Source organism: Pseudomonas sp. LTGT-11-2Z (assembly GCF_003691445.1).
GTDB lineage: Bacteria > Pseudomonadota > Gammaproteobacteria > Pseudomonadales > Pseudomonadaceae > Aquipseudomonas > Aquipseudomonas monteilii.
Window position 1 is genome coordinate 1,928,925 of record NZ_CP033104.1, and the last position, 20,208, is coordinate 1,949,132.

Below are 20,208 nucleotides of genomic sequence, written 5' to 3' on the forward strand. Positions count from 1 at the left end.
GACCATGCGCATTTCCACTTCGCAGTTCTACAGCAGCAACAGCGCCAATTACCAGCGCAGCTTCTCCAACCTCGACAAGACTCGGCAAGAGGCCTCTGACGGCATTCGGGTACGTCGTGGGGCTGACGATCCGGTAGGTGCGGCACGTCTGCTGCAACTGCAGCAGCAACAGAACATGCTCGACCAGTACACCCGCAACGTCACCAATGTGCGCAACGCCCTGGGCACCGCAGAAAGCACGCTGAATGCGATTGGCACCATCTTGCAGCGCGTCAACGAGCTGGCCGTCAGCTCGGGTAACGCCGGTTTCACCGATGCAGACCGCAAGGCCAATGCCACCGAGCTGGCGTCGCTGGAGGACCAGCTGTTCTCGTTGATGAACAGCAAGGATGAAAGCGGTGCGTACCTGTTCTCGGGGTCCAAAGGCGATACACCGCCTTATGTGCGCAACGCTGATGGCACTTATACCTACCAGGGCGACCAGGGTAAACTGAACCTGCAAGTGGGTGACATGCTCACCCTGGCAGCCAACGAAACTGGCTACGATGCCTTCGAGCAAGCGCTCAATACCAGCCGCAGCGAAACCAGCCTTGTGTCGCCGGCCACCGACGATGGCCGGATCAACTTGTCCAATGGCCAGGTGAGCGGCAGCGCAACGTACAACGACCGCTTCCGCAGCGGCGAGCCGTACACCATCGAGTTCACCAGCAGCACCCAGTTCAAGATCACCGATGCCGACGGCAAGGACGTGACGCTGGAAGCCAGCCAGGGGGGCACCTTCGACCCCAATGGCAAGAACACCACGGTCAATTTCCGTGGTGTTGACCTGCGTCTGGACATCACCTTCCAGGACGGCGACGCCGCCGACCCCGACGCGGCCATTGCCGGCCATGTCTTCAGCCTGAGCTCCAAGGCGGATGAAATCTCTGGCACCCGCAGTGCGGGCAACAGCTCGTCTGCCCAGGTGACCGGCGCTACCATCACCGATGCTGAGAAATACAAGTCTGCGTTCCCTGAGGGGGCGGTACTCAAGTTCACCAGTGCTACCGAGTTCGAGCTTTATGCCTCCCCCGTGAGTGCCGACAGCAAACCGATTTCCAAGGGCACGCTCAGTGGCAACACAGCGACCGCCATGGGGGTCGAGTTCACGCTTTCGGACACGCCCAGCGCAGGCGACAGCTTTGGTATCAAGGTCGACACGCACCAGACCCAGAACGTCCTCGATACCATCAGCCAGTTGCGCGCGGCGCTGGCCACCCCGGTCGACAACGACCCCGTGGCCAGGCAGAACTTCCTGGCATCGCTGGACTCGGCGATTGGCAACATCGCCAGCGCCACCAATCAGGTCAGTTCCTCCATTTCGTCGATCGGCGGCCGCGGTCAGGCAATCGATGTGCAAGTGGAAACCAATGAGGCCCTGAGTGGCGAAAACGCCAAGACCCAGAGCTCGATTCGTGAGAGCGATCCGGCTGAGGTGATGATTCGCCTTCAGATGCAATCCAACATGTTGCAGGCCTCGTTGCAGGCCTACGCCAAGATTGCCGGTCTCTCGCTGGTCAATTACATCTGATCCTCGCGGGCGTTTGCCCGTCATGACGCACGGGCACGCCGGCCTGGGTTGATAACGACCGGCCGGCTTGCCCTTGTGTCGCCCAGGTTGAACGCCCGCCTATTCCCAAGCGCACCGCCTCTCCAGCAAGGTCGTCATCGTGTCAGAGCAGCCACTCGTCAGTATCGCCATTCCTGCCTTCAATGCCGATTTTTTTCAAGCAACCTTGGTCAGTGCGCTTGGCCAGGACTACCCCAACCTGGAAGTCGTCATTTGCGATGACAGCGCCGGCGGCGAGATCGAGGCTATCTGCCAGGCGCTGGGCAACGGTGCTGCGGTGCCTTTGCGCTATACGCGCAACCCTGTCCGCTTGGGGTTTGCACGTAACCTGCAAGCGTGCTTGGAGCAGGCCAACGGGGAGTTGGTGAAGTTCCTGTGTGATGACGACCTGTTGCTCGACAGTTGCATCAGCCGGCAAGCGCAGGTTTTGACGCAATGGCCTCAGCTCAGCATGGTGATCGGTCAGCGTCTGCTCTGGTCGGCTGATGACATCCTCTTGCCTTCCCGTGCGCTCAACAGTGTGATCGCCCCGCAAAGTGCCGTGCTTGTCGGTACGGACTTGCTGGCCAGCATCGCCGAGAACGTCCCTAACCTGTTTGGTGGCATCAGCCATGTGCTGTTCCGTCGTGCTCAGGTGCTGGAATACTTGCCGCAACTGGTACAGGGTGGTCAAGGGTTCGCCGCACGGTTGGACCTGGCCTTGTACGCCTGCCTGCTGCGCCGCGGGCACCTGGCGAGCCTGGAGCGCATACTGAGTGTGGAGCGCATTCACCCAGGCCGGCTCAGTCATCACTCGAGCATGACCGAGGCCTACAAGCATGAAACCGAGTGGCTGCAGCAGATGCTGGCGGCGCGCACCGGCGAGTCGGCGCCGGCCAATGGCTGGGTGCGTTACCTGCCGCTGGAGGCTTACGACCCAGGGGCCGACTCAGCCTGGGAGGAGTTGGACATCCGCCGCTTCCATGCCGGCCAGGTCGCCAATTTCTCGCAGCAGGTAGGCAGCAACGCCCTCAGCTTTACCGAGCTCTATGCCGAATGGCTGGCTTGCCGCAACCTGTCTGACGGGCAGTTGCGGTTGCTGCCAAAGCGGGTCGAGCAGTGGCCGGTACAGCCCGCCATCGTCCCGATCGTAACCTGTCGCGAGGGCGATGAAAGCGCACTGCGCGCCACCCTGGATTGCCTGGCTGCACAATCCTATGCCGCCAGCCAGGTATTGGTGCTGGTGCCGGATGGCTTCGACAGGTTTGACGCGCCAGGCGTGCAATACCTGGCCTTGAGCGGCAGTGGCTACGCTCAACTCAATCAGTGGCTGGCAGGCACACACGTCGCCGACTGGGTGCTGCTGTTGCGTGCCGGTGATCGCCTGCGGCCGCATGCGCTGGTGGTAATGGCCGAGCGCATGGCACTGCGCGACGAGAGCACGTGCCTGTATACCGACGAAGACACCTTTGGTGCCCTGGCGCCCGGCAACCCGGTTTTCAAGCCGGACTTCAACCTCGACCTGATGCGCAGCGTGCCCTATGTGGGCCGTACCCTGGCATTCAAGCGTACTGCACTGCTGGCGCTGGAAGGGTTCGATACCCGGTTCGAGAGCCTGGCGCCACAGGATCTGCTGTGGCGAATGGTCGAGGCTCATGGCTTGCATGTGATAGAGCACGTCGCGCAGATGCTGGTACATTGCCAGTCGGGGTACGCGGACTGGATGAGCGAGCCGGCAGGGCAGGCGGAGGCGGCGCGTGTGGTCGAGGCACACCTGCGTCGTATAGGCGTCGATGCCTTGGTGGAGGGCACTGCTGGCAGCTTGGTCACGCGTGTGACCTATCGGCATGAGCAGCAGGCAAGTGTATCGGTACTGATCCCCGCAGGGGCCAACCTGAACGCGCTCAGGCGTTGCGTCGAGTCGCTGTTCCAGTACACCGAATACAGCCCGTTCGAAGCGCTGGTCATCGCCAATGGCGACGAGCCGCGGGCTGTCACCGAGTGGTTGGCGGCGATGCGTGGCCTGGGCAGTGACCAGTTGCGCGTCATCGATGTGCAGGCGCAGGGCAGGGCGGCGATGCTCAACCAGGCCAGTCGCCATGCGCAGGGAGAGTATTTGCTATTGCTCGCACCGGAGTGTGCGCTGTTCGAACCGCGTTGGCTCAGTACCTTGATGAGCCAGGCGCAGCGTCCCGAGGTCGGCCTGGTGGGGCCGGCGCTGTGTGGCAGCAACGGCGAGCTGGTGTCTTCCGGCCTGGTGCTCGGCCTTGGCGGCGGTACAGCGGGTAGCCCGTTTCCGGGCAGAATCCTGTCAGCCGAAGGTTACATGGGGCGCCAGCAACTGGTACAGAACTGGAGCGCACTGAGCCTGGACTGCCTGCTCATTCGCCGGGCGCTGTTCGAGGAGCTTGAGGGGCTGGATACCTCGGCCTTCCAGGTCGCCTTGTTTGACGTTGACCTCTGCCTGCGTGCGCGTGAAAAAGGTTTCCTGTCGGTCGGGACACCGTTTGCTCGTGTCATGAGGCTGCCGGGTGGTGAAGCTGCCGAGCTGGCTGACGAGCTTGCCAGGGCCGACCGGGACGTTGCTTACGACCGTTGGCTGAGCCGCATTGCGCGGGACCCGGCCTACAACGACAACCTGAGCCTCAAGTTCGCCAATTTCAACCTGGAGCCAGGCCTGCGCAGTGGCTGGGACCCTTTCATTGCCCGTGCCATGCCGTCCGTGCTGGCGTTGCCGGTCAATACCACGGCAGTGGGGCACTACCGGGTTATCCAGCCGTTCACCGAGCTTGAGCGGGCGGGCTGGATCCAGGGGCGGGTCAACCACGTCTCCCCGGGTATTATCGAGCTCGAGCGCGAAAAGCCCGATGTGATGATCCTGCAGTGTCGTTACATGCCGGGCAACATCCGGGAAATGGCGCAGTTCAAACGTTTTTCGAAGGCGCGGATGATCTACGAGCTGGACGACTACATCATCGATCCGCCGAAAAAAAACGACCATGCCCGCAACCTGCCCAGCAACCTTGCCGAGTTGGTGGCCCAAGGCATCGGGCAGTGTGATCGGCTGGTGTGTTCGACCGAGCCACTGGCCGATGCGCTATCCAGCATGCACAAGGACATCCGCGTCGTGCCCAACATGTTGTCTGCCGCGCTCTGGGCTGGCCTTTTCAGCCAGCGTCAGACCAGTATCCGACCGCGCGTCGGGTGGGCGGGTGGTACGAGCCATCGTGGTGATCTGGAGCTGTTGCAAGACGTTGTGAAGGCGCTTGCCAACGAGGTTGACTGGGTCTTCTTCGGTATGTGTCCGGACCCCTTGCGCCCCTATGTGAAAGAGTTTCACAAGGCGGTTCAATTGGCTGATTACCCGCGCAAGCTCGCCAGCCTCAACCTCGACCTGGCGCTGGCGCCGTTGGAGCAGAACCTGTTCAACGACTGCAAGAGCAACCTGCGCTTGCTGGAGTACGGGGCGTGTGGTTTTCCGGTGGTCTGTAGCGACACCAAGGCCTACGCCGGCTACCTGCCATGTACCCGGGTCAAGGACAACACCGCCGAGCAATGGCTGGATGCGATTCGCATGCACCTGGCTGACCCGCAGGCCAGCTACCGCCAGGGCGATGCCCTGCGCGCGGAAGTGCTGCGTGACTACATGCTGATGCCGCACCATTTGCAGCATTGGGCCAACGCCTGGTTGGCAGACTGAACGTTGGCGTGGGGCGATGCCCGCGCCTGATTGACAATTGGACAGGTGCTATATGATCGATACCGCAATCGGCTCGCGCAATGATGTGACCGTTGTTTTGCTGGGCGAGCATCAGGCGCACAGCCGCGCCCGCGCGCAGCACTACTACCAGCAGGCTTGCGTACCCTGTGTGGCGTTTGACTTGCCGGCTGGGTCGAGCTCGGCCGGGTTCGCTCAGGCCCTCGCAGAATGCCTGGAAGGGCTTGCCACGGCTTATGTGGTGCTGGCGCTGGATACCGACTTCGTGCTGGCCCCGGCTCTGGATACTGCAGCGGCGTGCCTGCACGCGCAACCTGGGGTGGTGGCTGCGCAAGGCCAGTTGTTGGGCTACAGGCCGGGGAGTGGCAAGGTCGAGTACTACCGCGTAGGCTCGGCATTTGCATCTGCCATTGCCGAAACCGCTACAGCCAGGCTGTTGCAGTACGCTCAGGCGGGGCAGCAGGCCTGGCGTGCCGTCATGCGTGTGTCGACTTTGCAAGCCGTGCTGGCGGCGTTGCCAGACAACCTGGATGCGCCTGCCGTGCGTGTGGCAATGTCCCTTGCCGTGTTGGCGCAAGGGCCGGTTGCACACCTGGCCCAGACCGATGTGGTGAGTGAGCATGAGCCCGCCGGCTACAGCCCGGTGGAGCGTGAAGAGCGCCTGACGCAGCTGGTACGCGGCTTGCGCCAGTGGGATGCCGGGCTGTATCGGCTATGGGGTGACGAACAAGGCTTCACGGCCCTCAACCGGCTTGTGCGCAACACCTACGATCTGGGTGCGGCGTCGTTGATCTTCACATCCAGCTGGCGCAGTGTGATCGATGACCCCGAGCGGTTGTTCGAGCCGCATCAGGACGTACAGCTGCCCTATTACAACGGTGCACTGTTTGCGCGGTTGACCGAGCTTGAGTTTCTTTGCCACGCATGGCCGACCAGCCCGCAGCAGCAACGTGCGCTGGAAGGGATCTGGGTGCAGCAGCGTGACTTGTTGCAGGAGCACCCCAACGATACCGCAGAAAGCTTGAGCCACCGCTACTGGCAGGCCTTGGCGTTGAGCCTGTTCAATCGCGAAGTCTGCCATCGGCTGTTGTCCACGCTGGACAGGGCAGAAGAAGCTGCGCATGTCCGTGAGCTGACGGATTGGCTTGCACGCCTCGAACAGGTCCCGGGTATTGATGAACAGTGCCGTTTGCAGGGCACCCCGTCGGGTCAGGTGATCGAGGCCATCTCGGCTGCTACACCGGATGAGGCTGGACGCCAGCGCGTTCTCCGCTACCTGGGCAAGCACCCGGCCGAGCAGATCGCCTTTGTGGTTCTCGACCTGGAAAACGACGATCAAGCGCTTCAGGCCACGTTCGACAGCCTGCTGGCCAGCGGCATACGCAACTTCAAGCTGCTGGTGCTCAAGGCTGGCAAGCCACCGGCCATCACCACGCCGCGCGACACGCTGCATTTCATACAGGTCAGTGACAGCAATTGGGTGACACACCTGAACCAGGCGGTGCGTCAGTTGCCAAGCGCCTGGCTGATGCTGCTGAGTGCCGGCGATGTGCTGCTTGCCGGAGGCCTGTTGCGCCTGTCGGTGGAGCTTGTCGATGCACCTGCCTGCCAGGCCATCGCCGCCAATGAAGTACAGCGCGACGGTGAAGGGCGTTTGCACAGCGTCGAACGCCCAGGTGCAGACCTCGATCTGTTGCGCAGCCAGCCTGGGTTGATGTCTCGGCATTGGCTGGTGCGCCGCCAGGCGGTGCTGGATCTGGGTGGCTACAGTGAAACCTGCCGTGAGGCGCTGGAGCTCGACCTGCTGCTGCGTCTGGTGGAGGCCCAAGGCTTGAGCAGCCTGGCGCACATGGCCGAATACCTGGTAATCGGTGAGCAGGGCGGCAGTGCACTGGATGAGGAAGCTGCCAAGGTGGTTGGCCGACACCTGACGCAACTGGGTTATCGCGCACAGGTGAAGATACAGGCGAATGATGGATTGTCCATCGACTACCGGCATTCGTCCACGCCGTTGGTAAGCGTGCTTGTGGCAAGTGAAGGCGATGCCGCGCAGCTGCAGGATTGCCTGCGTAGCGTGCTGCAGCGTACCCGTTACCCGCGCTACGAAGTGCTGGTGGTGTGTGCCGAGCACGAGGTTGCGGCGCTGCAGCCGTTCGCCGGCAAGGTGCATGTGCTGGTCGGCCAGCCAGGCGAGTCGCGCAGCAGTTGGCTGAACCTGGCGGCTAGCCAGGCACGAGGGGCCTACCTGGTGCTGGTGTCTGCGCGCAGCCAGGTCATTACCCCGGCCTGGATCGAGGCGCTGCTCAATGAGGCTCAGCGTCCAGAAGTGGGTGTGGTCGGAGCCTGCCTCGAGGGGGGCGATACTGCGCTTGTGCATGCGGGTTACGCCTTGCTGCAGGGGCCGCAGGTGGTTTCGCCCTGGCTGGGCCTGAAGCCGCAAGCGTGTGCTGAAGCCCGGTGGCCATTGGCAGTGCGCGGTTGTCAGGCGGTCAGTGCCGACTGCCTGATGGTGAGCAAGGAGGTGTTCGAGCATTGCGCGGGCTTGCAGGTTGTCCACGGTGCCGATATCGACCTGTGCCGGGCCGTTATCGAGGCCGGGCAACTGGTGGTCTGGACGCCGCAGGCCAGGCTGCTGCTCAGCGCCCAGCCTGAAGCGGATTATGCGTTGGCGCAGGTGCTGTTCGAACGCTGGCCCTCGGCCTTCAGCGAGCAGGCAGCGACGCCATTAGGTTGGCTGGAACAGGTCGAGTAGGCCGAGGCGGATTATTGACAGGGCTGCAAGCTGAGATCGCAGCCCTGTCCTGCCTGTTTCGACAATACCCGCGAGCCGGGCCGATCAAGGCCGGCTCCACACTTGAGCGGTATCTCCCGCTGCACGCGCATTTACCTTGCCCGGTCAGGCTGATTGGCAATCTTTTTGCTAGATAACGGCAACTTACTGAATTGGTCAGTATTTTGTCAGCCCGCTATGGGCGTCAGCCTGTCAAGGTGTGTCGACAATGAAAGCAGTCATCCTGGCCGGAGGCCTGGGTACCCGTATCAGTGAAGAGTCGCATCTGCGCCCGAAACCGATGATCGAAATTGGTGGCAAGCCCATCATTTGGCACATCATGAAAATCTACTCCCATTACGGGATCAACGATTTCGTGATTTGCCTCGGTTACAAGGGCTATGTGATCAAGGAATACTTCGCGAACTATTTTCTGCACATGTCTGATGTCACCTTCGACATGTCGGAAAACCAGATGCATATCCATAACCGGCATGCCGAGCCTTGGCGGGTCACGCTGGTGGACACTGGCGAGAATACGGCAACTGGCGGGCGCCTCAAGCGGGTACGCGATTACGTTGGCGACGAAACCTTCTGCCTGACTTACGGCGACGGCGTTGCCGATGTGGACCTGCCAGCCTTGATCGATTTCCACAACCGTCATGGCAAGCTGGCCACGGTCACTGCCGTTCAGCCCCCCGGGCGTTACGGCGCGCTGGATGTGCGGGGCGAGCAGGTGCATGGCTTCCAGGAAAAACCACTGGGTGATGGTGGCTGGATCAATGGCGGTTTCTTCGTGCTTGAACCCGGGGTCTTCGACTACATCGAGGGCGACGTCACCACATGGGAATACGAGCCCATGCGTGCCTTGGCGCAGGATGGTCAGCTGATGACCCACGTGCACCGTGGCTTCTGGCAGGCCATGGACACGCTGCGTGATCGCAGTTACCTGGAGGAGCGCTGGAAGGCCGATGAAGCACAATGGCGCATTTGGTCATGAGCCGTAGCTTCTGGTCGGGGCGTCGGGTTTTTCTGACAGGGCACAGCGGCTTCAAAGGCGGCTGGCTAGCCCTTTGCCTGCGCGAGATGGGCGCCGAAGTATATGGCTACTCCCTGGCCCCCGATACCGCGCCTTCGCTTTATGACAGCGCCCGGCTAGCCGAGTGCGTGGCTGGCGAGTTTGCCGATATTCGTGATGCTGACCGGTTGCTGCGTAGCGTGGCGGCATTTCGCCCAGAGGTTGTCTTGCACCTGGCTGCGCAGCCGCTGGTGCGTGAATCCTATCGCAGCCCGGCACAAACGTACGCCACCAATGTTACCGGCACGCTCAACCTGCTTGAAGCCGTGCGGCAGTGCGACACGGTGCGTGCTGTGCTGGTGGTCACCAGTGACAAATGCTACGAGAACCGCGAGTGGCAATGGCCATACCGTGAGCAGGATGCCTTGGGGGGTCATGACCCCTACAGCAGCAGCAAGGCGTGCGTCGAGCTGCTTTGCGCCTCGTGGCGCGAGTCGTTCCTGCGCGAGCGCGGTGTGGCGCTTGCGACCGCGCGTGCGGGCAACGTGATCGGTGGCGGTGACTGGTCAGCAGACCGGTTGCTGCCCGATATCCTGCGCGCCTGGGAAGCCGGGGAGTCGGTGACCTTGCGCTACCCCGATGCCGTGCGCCCGTGGCAACACGTACTCGACCCGCTTCAAGGCTACCTGCTGTTGGCCCAGGCGTTGATCGAGCGTGGCCAGGACGTGGCAGAGGCCTGGAATTTCGGCCCTGACAGTAGCGGGACGGCAACCGTTGGTGAGTTGGTGCATGCCATGGCGCAGTTGTGGCCAGGCGAGGCGGGATGGACGGTCGAGCCGAACTTGCAGCCCCACGAAGCAGGCTTGTTGACCCTCGACTCCTCCAGGGCGCGTCAACGTATGGGCTGGCGGCCCAAGTGGGGGTTGAAGCAATCGTTGCGTCACACCCTTGAATGGCATCACGCCTGGCGCGATGGCCAAGACATGCAGCAATACTGCCGCACGCAAATAGCGGCACACGAAGGTGAGTTCAATGACTGATCAAACGGCGCAGCAGTTGCGCCAGCAAATTACCGAGCTCGTTGGCCGTTACGCCGAGCTGGAACTGGCCGCGCCCGGTTTTGTACCTGGCCAGCATGCGGTTCCGCCCTCTGGCAAAGTCATTGGTGCACCCGAACTACAGGCCATGACGGAAGCGGTACTGGACGGCTGGTTGACCACCGGGCGCTTCAACCAGGCATTCGAAAAACGCCTGGCACGTTATCTGGGGCGGCGTGGCGTGCTCACCGCCAACTCCGGCTCTTCGGCGAACCTGTTGGCGTTTTCCGCCTTGACGTCGCCACGCCTGGGAGATCGAGCCATTCGCAAGGGGGACGAGGTCATTGGCGTGGCAGCGGGTTTCCCTACCACCGTCAACCCGATCCTGCAGTTTGGTGCCGTGCCGGTCTTCGTCGATATCGAGATGGGTACGTATAACGTCGACCCGGCCTTGATCGAGGCGGCGATCAGCCCGCGGACAAAGGCGATCATGTTGGCCCATACGCTGGGTAACCCGTTCAACCTGGCCGTGGTGCGAGACTTGTGCGACCGCTACGGTTTGTGGCTGATCGAGGACTGCTGCGATGCGCTGGGTGCCACCTATGATGGCCGCCAGGTGGGCAGCTTCGGCGACCTGGGTACGCTCAGTTTCTATCCGGCCCACCATATCACCATGGGCGAGGGCGGGGCGGTTTTCACCGATTCCCCGCTGCTCAAGCGTATCGTCGAATCGTTCCGTGACTGGGGGCGTGACTGCTATTGCGGGCCAGGTGAAGACAACACCTGCAGCAAGCGTTTCTGCTGGCAGCTGGGCGACCTGCCGCAAGGTTACGACCACAAGTACACCTATTCCCACCTGGGCTACAACCTGAAGATCACCGACATGCAGGCCGCCTGTGCGTTGGCGCAGATGGACCGGGTGGATGATTTCATCGCTGCACGCAAACGCAACTTTGCCTGGCTTAGCGAGCGCTTGTCCGGGTGTGTGGACCAACTGATCCTGCCGCACGCCACGCCCAACAGTGCCCCGTCCTGGTTTGGTTTCCCGCTGACGCTGCGTGATGGTTGTGGTGTCGAGCGTCTGGACCTTTTGCGTCATCTCGATGCGCAGAAGGTGGGTACTCGCCTGCTGTTCGCTGGCAACCTTACCCGACAGCCCTACATGAAGGACCAGCAATACCGGGTAGCCAGTGACCTGGCCGTGACGGACAAGATCATGAAGGACACCTTCTGGGTCGGCCTGTGGCCCGGGCTTGGCGAAGACCACCTCGAGCATGTGGCCGGCAGCATCGAAGCCTATGTGCGGAGGCTGCGCTGATGAGCGCCTTCGCGTGTGAACGAATTGCCGGGCGCGGCCACAGGTTGTTCGCCCGAGCCAGCGGCGCACGCCCGTCCTTGCCACATCCAGGATTCAGCTCGTGAGCACTCAGCACTATCCGCCATTGCACGTTGCGTCGCCGCGCCCGTATTACATCGTTGCGCCCGCCTACCGGCATAACTCAGCCGGTATCCGGGTGATGCACATGTTGTGTCACTTGCTTAACCGGTGCGGCCAGGACGCCTACCTGTACAGCTCCACGACCAACCCGATGTGGCACACCCCGCTGCTCACCAATGAGCTGAGGCAACAGCATGAGCAGGCGGGTCGCCAGCCTATCGTGGTGTACCCGGAAGTGGTGTCAGGCAACCCGACCAAGGCAAGGTCGGTCGTGCGTTATCTGCTCAACGTACCGGGGTTGATCGCAGGGGATACGGAGTTTGCCGACTCGGAGATGATCTTTGCCTATGGAGAGCATCTGTTGCCCAAGGGCGCTGGGGCTGAGCGTATATTGTTCCTGCCACCGATCGATACATCGCTGTTCAACAACCTTGACAACGCCTATGACAGCCATCGCAAAGGTTGGCTGATCTACCCTGGGCGCCATACCCATGCGCTTCAGGAGCACCCCGAGCTGGCGGCGAGGTGCACGCTCATTACCAACGAATGGCCAGCCACCCCCCAGGAAATGGCCGAGCTGTTCCGGCGCAGTGAAGGTATTTATTGCTTTTCTTCCACTGCAACTGCGCTGGAAGCCATGTTGTGTGGTTGCCCGGCCGTGGTACTCAAGTCGCCCTTCTTTGATGGCACACCGCTTGGGGTTGGCGAATTCGGCACACATGGCCTGGCCTTCGAAGACGCGCCCGAGGCTATCGAGCATGCCAGATCGGGCTTGCCCATCGTCCAGCAAAAGTATGCTGACTTGCAGGGCCGGTTCTGGGACCAGTTGGCCAGTTTCATCGAGCAGACCCAGGCCATGCCTTGCACCGACCTGCAACCAGACGCCATGCAGGGGGCTGCAGGTGGGCCAGAAGCACAGGTTGCCCAGTGGCTGCGCTCCCGTCGCCCTACTGACGCACAGGCGGCGTTGATCGCCCAGCGTCTGGAAGACAGGCGCATGGACTTGCCCACGTTCGATTTCGTCATCCTCCCAGACGGCCCGCCAGCTGCGGTCGAGGCCACGCGCCAAAGCCTGCAAGGGCAGATGTACCAGCAGCTCGCCGTCCATGTGCCGGTCGATTGTGAGCTTGCCACGCTTAACCAACTGGTCTTGCAGCAAGGCACCGGGCAGTGGCTCTGCTTTGTGCGTGCAGGCACCACGTTCACACCGTTCGGGTTGTTGATGCTCGCGCTGGAGTTGCTCGAGGGCGACCAGGTGCGTGCGGTGTATGCCGATGAGCTGGTGACCACGCCACAGGGGACCCGGCAGGCGCTGCTGCGCCCCGACTTCAATCTCGACATGCTGCTGGCCAGCCCGGCCCAGCTAGCGCGGCATTGGTTCTATCGACGTGAGGTATTCCTCGAGGCGGGCGGTTTCGACCTGGCCTGCGCGGGGGCGGCCGAGCTCGCGTTGCTGTTGCACTTGATCGAAGATGCCGATGGCCTCGACGGGCTGGCTCATGTCAGCGAACCCGTGTGCATATCACCCAGCGAAGCGCCTGTCCACAGCCCTCAGGAACAGGCGGTGCTGCTGCGCCATTTGCAGCGGCGCGGCTATTCCCAGGCGCAGGTGCGCATGCATCGGCCAGGCATTCATCGCATTGATTATGGGCACGCCGAGCAGCCATTGGTTTCGTTGGTCGTGCCATGCAATGGGCGTCTCGATCACGTACAGCGCTGCGTGCATGCGTTGATTGAAAAGACCCGTTACCCCCACTTCGAGATTCTGCTGGTTAACGATCGCAGCAGTAGCCCGGCTACCCGTGCCTGGCTGGATGGCCTTGTGGCGCGGGAGCAAAACCGGGTCAGCGTACTGAGTGAAGCGTCGGTACGTGACCATGCCACTGCCTGTAATCTGGCGGCCAGGCATGCGCAGGGCGAGTACCTGGTGCTGCTGCACGAGGATACCGTGATCATGCACGATGACTGGCTGGACGCGTTGCTCAATCACGGGCAACGCCCGGAAGTAGGCATCGTCGGCGCGCAGTTGATGCACCCCAATGGCATGGTCGAACAGGCTGTGCAGGTGCTGGGCTTGAATGGCCCTGGCAACTCGGCGTTTTCCGGGTTGCCGCACGATGAGGGGTACATGCGCCGGCTTGAGCTGGACCAGAACGTGAGTGCCGTGTCTGGCGCTTGTCTGCTGATTCGCCGGGCGCTTTACCTGGATGTGGGTGGAATGGACGAAGGCCTGGCGCAGCGCACCGGTGCCAGTCTCGATCTTTGCCTCAAGGCGCGCCAGGCCGGTTATCTCACGGTGTGGACGCCGCATGCTGTGCTGGTGTGCGAAGGGCAGGGCGAGCTCGTGCCTGCCGAAGCGGTCGAAGCCGAACAGGACGCGTTGTATGGCAAATGGCTGCCTGTCATCGCCCGCGATCCGGCCTACAACCGCAACCTGTCTTTGCAGGGGGCTGGTTTTGAGCTTGAGACTGACCCGGGCCTGTCGTGGAACCCATTGAGCTGGCGCCCGTTGCCTGTGCTGCTGAGCATGCCGGGCGAACTTGCCGGCACTGCTCGCAGTCGGGTTGTCGATCCGGCGTTGTCCATGAGTATCGCCGGCCTGGCGGATGTCCGGCTGGCTTTGCGGCCGTATTTGCCCGCTGAGCTGGAGCGGTTGCAGCCCGACAGCTGGGTGATGCGGCGGCCGGCCAGCGAGGCCCAGATTGACGCGTTGCGTCGCAATGCCCGGTTCAGCCGCGCATTCAAGGTGGGCGAAGTGAATGCCGACTTGCCTGGCCTGGCTGACGGCGATCTTGCAGGTGCGCTGCGGTGGTCTGCCGGCGTTGTAGACCGGCTGGTGGTGCCAACCCCTGCATTGGCCGAAGCACTGCAAGGCTTCTGTGCCGATATTCGTGTCATGCCGGATCGTCTGCACCCGGCGCGTTGGGGGGCGTTGGCCACTCAACGGCAGCCGGGTAGCCGCCCTCGTATCGGGTGGGTGGGTGATCAGTTCGGCACCAGCGTTCAACGCCTGATGCTGGAGATTGTTCAGGCCTTGCACGCGGATGTGGATTGGGTCTGCCTTGGTGAATGCCCGCCCCCGCTACGGCCCTACCTGCGCGAGATACATGGCCCGGTGCCTTACGATGACTACCCGCAGAAACTCATGTCGCTGGGGCTCGATCTGGCGTTGGCCCCGCTTGGCGATGGCTGGCTCGACGCGTGTCGCAGCAATGTGCGGCTTCTGGAATATGCCGCCTGCGGTTATCCGGTGGTGTGCAGTGACGTATTGCCCTATCAAGGGTTGCCCGTGACCAGGGTCAGGAACACGGCCGGGGACTGGGTCAGTGCTATCCAGGCGCACCTTGCCGAGCCTGCAGCCAGTGCAAAGGGCGCGCAAGCGTTGCGCGAGCAGGTGCTGGCACGGCACATGCTGGATGAAGGCTATGCACGCCAGTGGCTTGACGCCTGGCTGCCAGGTTGAGGGCAGACCAGACACCGATAGAGAGTCAACTATTCCAATAGCCGCCAGGTACGTCCCAAGGCGGCGTGCAATGCCCGCATCAGCCATAAACAGAACACAGCATGCCTTGGCGCCACATCAACCTGGCCCACGGCAACCAGGGGAGTATCCGGTGAAAACCATTAGTCAGCGTGACAAAGATCTGTTTGAAAACCTGTTCGTACTGGAGCTCGCCAACAATCATTGGGGCAAGCTGGAGCGCGGCCTGAAAATTGTCCGCGACCACGGCACGATTGCGCGTTACAACAACGTCAAGGCTGCCATCAAGCTGCAGTTCCGCGATGTCGACGAGTTCATCCATCCTGACTTCAAAGGGACTGCAGACCTTCGCTATGTGAAGAAGACCGAGGACACCCGCCTGACCAAGGCGGAGTTTGCCCGCATGGTGGAAGAAGTCCGCAACCTGAGCTGCATTCCCATGGCGACGCCGTTCGACGAAGCCTCGGTTGACCTGTGCGTCGAATTCGACATGCCGATCATCAAGATCGCCAGTTCCGACATGAACGACTGGCCGCTTATCGAGAAAATCGCGTCTACCCGCCGGCCAACCATCATTTCCACAGGTGGTGCATCGGAAAAAGACCTGGACGATATCGTCCGCTACTTCGAAAAGCGTGATATCCCGCTGGCCATCAACCATTGCGTTTCGCTGTACCCCAGCGAGGACGACGAACTGCAGCTCGACCAGATCGACTACCTGCGCAACCGTTACCCTGGGCATGTCATTGGCTTGTCGACCCATGAGTACCACGACTGGCACTCTTCCATGCTCATTTCCTACGGCAAAGGTGTACGTACCTGGGAACGGCACATTGATATCCAGTACCAAGGGGTGCCGGTTTCCAACTACTGCTCGCTCCCTGAACAGTGCGATACCTGGTACAAGGCGTTCCACAAGGCCAAGGAAATGTGCGGGGGTGTCAGCGGCACTCGACGCATCATTTCGCGCAAGGAAACCGAATACCTCAACGCACTCGTGCGCGGTGCCTATGCACGTCGGGACCTGTCGCCAGGCTACGTGCTGAACCGGGACGAGTTTGAAAAGGACTTCTACCTTGCCATCCCGCTGCACAAAGGGCAGCTGTCCTGCCGGGAAGTGATGAACGGTGAAACGCTGCTGCAGCCGATCAAGGCAAACGAACGCCTGACCATCGACCACATTGACGGGCCTTACAGTGAAACTCCGGCACTGAAAGAACTGATCCTGGGCCGAGGACTGTGATGATGGCGACTGTATCTCAGCAAATTGCGCAATGGCTGGTTCAGCAAGGGGTTGAACAGGTTTTCACCGTCACCGGCGGCGGTGCCATGTTCCTCAACCAGGCCTTGGGTGGCCATGAGCAACTGCGCTGCACGTTCATGCACCATGAGCAGGCTTGTGCCATGGCCGCCGAGGGTTATGCGCGCATCACCGGCAAGCCGGCCGTGGTGATGTTGACGACCGGCCCGGGCTCTATCAACGCGCTCAACGGGGTGCATGGGGCGTTCACCGACTCCATTCCCATGATCGTGCTGTCCGGCCAGATCAAGCGCGAGACCTGTGTGTCTTTCCAGGATGTGCCTGGCCTGCGCCAACTGGGTGACCAGGAGGGGCCGACCATCGCCATGGCCAGCCCGGTGTGCAAGTACGCGCAGATCGTGCGTTCGGAGCAGGATGTGGAGGTCATGCTGCCCAAGGCATTCGCCGAAGCCGTGGGCGGTCGCCCCGGGCCTGTCTGGCTCGATATTCCACTGGATATCCAGCAATCCCAAGTGCCACTCGATATCCCGGCGTCATCGTTGATCCAGCCGCCGCGTGCTGAGGATTTGCGCGCCGCCTGCCGTGATATCGTCGGCAAGCTGTTGCAATCGCACCGCCCAGTTGTGCTTGGCGGCACCGGCGTACGCCTTTCACGTACCGAACAACGGCTACTGGCGCTGGTGGAGCGCTACGGCATCCCCCTGGCGACCGCCTGGACCCATGATCTGATCGCGTCCGACCACCCGCTGTTCGCCGGCCGCCCTGGCACTATCGGGACCCGTGCCGGCAACTTCTGCTTGCAGGCGGCTGATTTTGTGCTGGTGCTGGGGTCGCGTCTGAATGTGCGACAAACCAGTTATAACTGGCAGGCATTCGCCAAGCACGCTTGGGTGGCTCAGGTCGATATCGACGCCGCCGAACTGAACAAGCCCACCGTGCGCCCGGACTTCGGCGTTACCGCCGACCTGGCAGACTTCCTCGATGTTTTCGAGCAAGAGCTGGCAAAGGCCACCCTGCAGAGTTTTGCGCCGTGGGTGCAATGGTGCCAGCACATAGGGCGTACCTATCCGGCATCGGCGGAGCACACGCAAAAAGCCGATGGGCCTTTGAACCCGTACCTGATGGTGCAGCGCATTTTTGCGCAGATGCGTGCGGATGACATCGTGGTATGTGGCAATGCGTCAGCCTGCATCCTGCCATTCCAGATCGGCGCCTTGCAAAAGGGCCAGCGCCTGTTCAGCAACTCGGGCTCCGCGTCGATGGGCTATGACCTGCCTGCGGCCATTGGTGCGGCGACGGCAGCCAAAGCGGCAGGTGCACGCCGCGTGATCTGCTTTGCGGGCGACGGCAGCCTGCAGATGAACATTCAGGAACTGCAAACGCTCAAGACCATCGGCGTCAATGTGATCGTAATCGTGCTCAACAATCGCGGTTACCTCTCGATCTGGCAAACACACGAAAACTTCTTTGGCCGGGTGATCGGCGCCACGCCCGAATCGGGCGTGGATTTCCCCGACTTCACTGCCGTGGCCAGCGCTTATGGCCTGCGCGCCGAGAGCATCGCTACGCAGGGCGACCTGGCGCGTCTCGATGCACTTCTGGAAAGTGATGGCCCGATGCTGATCGACCTGCACGTCGACCCTCGGCAGGAGTTCGTGCCGCGTATCAAGTCGCGGGTCGATGCCAACGGTGCTTTCGTCACCCCGGAGCTCGATGACATGCACCCGTTCCTGGAGCCGGAAACCATGGCGCAGATTCGTGCAGAAGCTGCAGCGCTGCGTGCCGTCCCCACCACCGATAAAAGGGGTATGTAATGGCTGAGAAGATAGATCGCTTCCAAGACTTCATTGCACTGCGTGACCGGGCAGCTGACGTGGTACCGGCGCGCATTGATCCACAGCGGCCGTTGTGGATCTTCGGCGCCGGGAACTTCGGTCGTAGCCTGGCCACCGCCGCACAGCAGCAAGGTATTGCGGTTGCCGGCTTTGTAGAGACATCGCCACGCATCGATACGGCCCAGGGGTTGCCCGTATTGAACTGGCAGGCGCTGGCCCGCCAGGCGCCCGAAGCGCAACTTGCACTCGGTATTTTCAACCGCGATGCGCCTTACGATGAGTTGTTGTCGATCGTTGCCGAGGCAGGCTTCGCCAAGCCATTGATGCCTTGGGAGTTGTACGAACAGTTCGCTGCGGCCTTGGGGTGGCGGTTCTGGCTGAGTAGCCGTAATTACCTGCTGGACGCCATGGAACGTATCGGGCGCGTGGCAGACAAGCTGGCTGATAACGAAAGCAAGCAGGTTCTTTATCGGATGTGCGCATTCCGGCTCGGGGTTGACCTTGAGTACGCCAGCTTTCTGTCGGAGGAGGAGCGTTACATCAACGCGCTGACGTTGCCGGCCTTGCAGGGGCGCGATATCACCTACGTGGACTGTGGTGCCTATGACGGTGACAGCTATGAAGAGTTGATTGCCTGGCCCGAAATCTCCTGCAGCCGAGCGTTTCTGCTTGAGCCTGACCCTGAAAATTTCACCCGCTTGGTGCAGCGGATTGGGGCTGAAGATACCCGCGCAATTTGTTTGCCATTGGCGGCCGCTGAGCATTACAGCATTCTTACGTTCAATGCTGGCCAAGGTGAGGCTTGCTCTATCAGCCAGCAAGGTGGGGGCGTATCGATTGCAGCCGTTGCGCTGGACCAGATGCTGCCAAGTGCGCCGGTCGACCTGATCAAGCTGGATGTCGAGGGCGCTGAGGCCCAGGTGTTGCGTGGTGCTGAACAGATCATTCGGCGTTGCCGCCCGGTACTGATTGTGTCGCTGTACCACAACCCTCAGGATTTGTGGGAGCTGCCGGAGTTGCTGTTCGAGTTTTGCTCCGATTACCGGTTCCATATCCGGCAACACTGCCCGAACACGTTCGAGTCAGTCTTGTACGCAGTGCCGAACTGATGAACCTGCTATTGACCGGCGGTACCGGCTTTTTTGGCAAGGCGCTGCTACGCCACTGGCTGGGCATCGCCAATGCAGGTTTGCAGGTGCCGTTGGTCACGGTATTGAGCCGAGCGCCAGTGGCCTTTCTGGCCAGGCATCCTGAGTTTTCCGGCCTGGCGTGGCTGCGGCTGCAGCAGGGCGACATTCTGCAGCCTGCGTCGTTTCCTGAAACGGGCGGCTTCACGCATGTGTTGCATGCGGCAGCCGACTCGACAGCCGGGGCTCAGCTCAGCCCATTGCAGCGGTATACCCAGATCGTCGAGGGTACCCGTCATGTGCTGGATTATTCCGTCAGGCAGCGTATCCCGCGCTTGTTGATGACCAGTTCCGGCGGTGTGTACGGCCCCCAGCCGCAGGGGCTGGAGCAGATCCCCGAGGATTACCATGGGTTGCCCGACCCGCTGGAGCCTGCCCATGCCTACAGCGTTGCCAAACGCTGCGCCGAGCATCTGTGCATCCTGTACCAGCACCAGTTTGGTCTGGAGGTGATCATCGCCCGCTGTTTCGCGTTTGTCGGCAGGGACCTGCCGCGCGATGTGCACTTCGCGATAGGCAACTTCATCCGCGATGCCCTTGAGTCGCCCGCCATTTGCGTCAGCGGGGATGGAACGCCTGTGCGGTCCTACATGGACCAGCGTGATCTGGCTCACTGGCTGGATGTGATGCTGCGCCAAGGGCGCGCGGGCACTGCTTACAACGTCGGCTCGGACGAGGCGATGACAATCGCTGAGCTCGCTCACCAGGTGCGTGACGTGCTGTCCCCCCAAAAAACGGTGCACATTGCAGCTGCTCAGGCTACCCCGGGAAGTTTCCGGAACCGGTATGTACCCTGCATCGACAAGGCGCGCTCGGAACTCGGGTTGCAACTGCGCCATGGTTTGCAGCAGTCGATCAGGGATGCGGCAATTTAG

General features: G+C 61.7%; 11 protein-coding genes. All 11 read left to right on the forward strand.

Features of this window, described 5'->3' with window-relative positions:
* The first annotated feature begins 4 nt into the window (after positions 1 to 4).
* The 11 genes from D8767_RS09140 to D8767_RS09190 all read left to right on the forward strand — a co-directional run bounded on the left by D8767_RS09140 (position 5) and on the right by D8767_RS09190 (position 20,208).
* The gene (locus D8767_RS09140; RefSeq protein WP_016711811.1) at positions 5 to 1,570 is read left to right on the forward strand and encodes a flagellar hook-associated protein 3; all 1,566 of its coding nucleotides are present in this window, start codon (positions 5 to 7) and stop codon (positions 1,568 to 1,570) included.
* Between the two features lie 139 nt (positions 1,571 to 1,709).
* Complete coding sequence (locus D8767_RS09145) at positions 1,710 to 5,288, forward strand: glycosyltransferase (protein ID WP_016711810.1); 3,579 nt, start codon at positions 1,710 to 1,712, stop codon at positions 5,286 to 5,288.
* Between the two features lie 52 nt (positions 5,289 to 5,340).
* A complete protein-coding gene (locus D8767_RS09150; protein ID WP_016711809.1) occupies positions 5,341 to 8,058 on the forward strand; it encodes a glycosyltransferase in 2,718 nt (905 codons plus the stop codon).
* 247 nt (positions 8,059 to 8,305) lie between these two features.
* Positions 8,306 to 9,076 carry a glucose-1-phosphate cytidylyltransferase gene (gene rfbF, locus D8767_RS09155; RefSeq protein WP_016711808.1) on the forward strand — a complete coding sequence of 257 codons (771 nt, stop codon included), beginning with the start codon at positions 8,306 to 8,308 and terminating at the stop codon, positions 9,074 to 9,076.
* Positions 9,058 to 10,134 carry a CDP-glucose 4,6-dehydratase gene (gene rfbG / locus D8767_RS09160; protein WP_196765146.1) on the forward strand — a complete coding sequence of 359 codons (1,077 nt, stop codon included), beginning with the start codon at positions 9,058 to 9,060 and terminating at the stop codon, positions 10,132 to 10,134. Before rfbF ends, rfbG begins: the two co-directional genes overlap by 19 nt.
* A complete protein-coding gene (gene rfbH / locus D8767_RS09165) occupies positions 10,127 to 11,449 on the forward strand; it encodes a lipopolysaccharide biosynthesis protein RfbH (protein WP_016711806.1) in 1,323 nt (440 codons plus the stop codon). Before rfbG ends, rfbH begins: the two co-directional genes overlap by 8 nt.
* A gap of 100 nt (positions 11,450 to 11,549) precedes the next feature.
* Positions 11,550 to 15,032, forward strand: coding sequence for a glycosyltransferase (locus D8767_RS09170; RefSeq protein ID WP_232859887.1), 3,483 nt, complete (start codon positions 11,550 to 11,552; stop codon positions 15,030 to 15,032).
* Positions 15,033 to 15,183: 151 nt separating this feature from the next.
* Positions 15,184 to 16,293 carry an N-acetylneuraminate synthase family protein gene (locus tag D8767_RS09175; RefSeq protein ID WP_012051613.1) on the forward strand — a complete coding sequence of 370 codons (1,110 nt, stop codon included), beginning with the start codon at positions 15,184 to 15,186 and terminating at the stop codon, positions 16,291 to 16,293.
* A gap of 2 nt (positions 16,294 to 16,295) precedes the next feature.
* Complete coding sequence (locus D8767_RS09180; RefSeq protein WP_231115638.1) at positions 16,296 to 18,125, forward strand: thiamine pyrophosphate-binding protein; 1,830 nt, start codon at positions 16,296 to 16,298, stop codon at positions 18,123 to 18,125.
* Entirely contained in the window at positions 18,125 to 19,255 is a 1,131-nt protein-coding gene (locus tag D8767_RS09185; RefSeq protein ID WP_016711803.1) for an FkbM family methyltransferase, read from the forward strand. The genes D8767_RS09180 and D8767_RS09185 overlap by 1 nt, the downstream gene beginning before the upstream one ends.
* Complete coding sequence (locus D8767_RS09190; protein WP_016711802.1) at positions 19,255 to 20,208, forward strand: NAD(P)-dependent oxidoreductase; 954 nt, start codon at positions 19,255 to 19,257, stop codon at positions 20,206 to 20,208. Before D8767_RS09185 ends, D8767_RS09190 begins: the two co-directional genes overlap by 1 nt.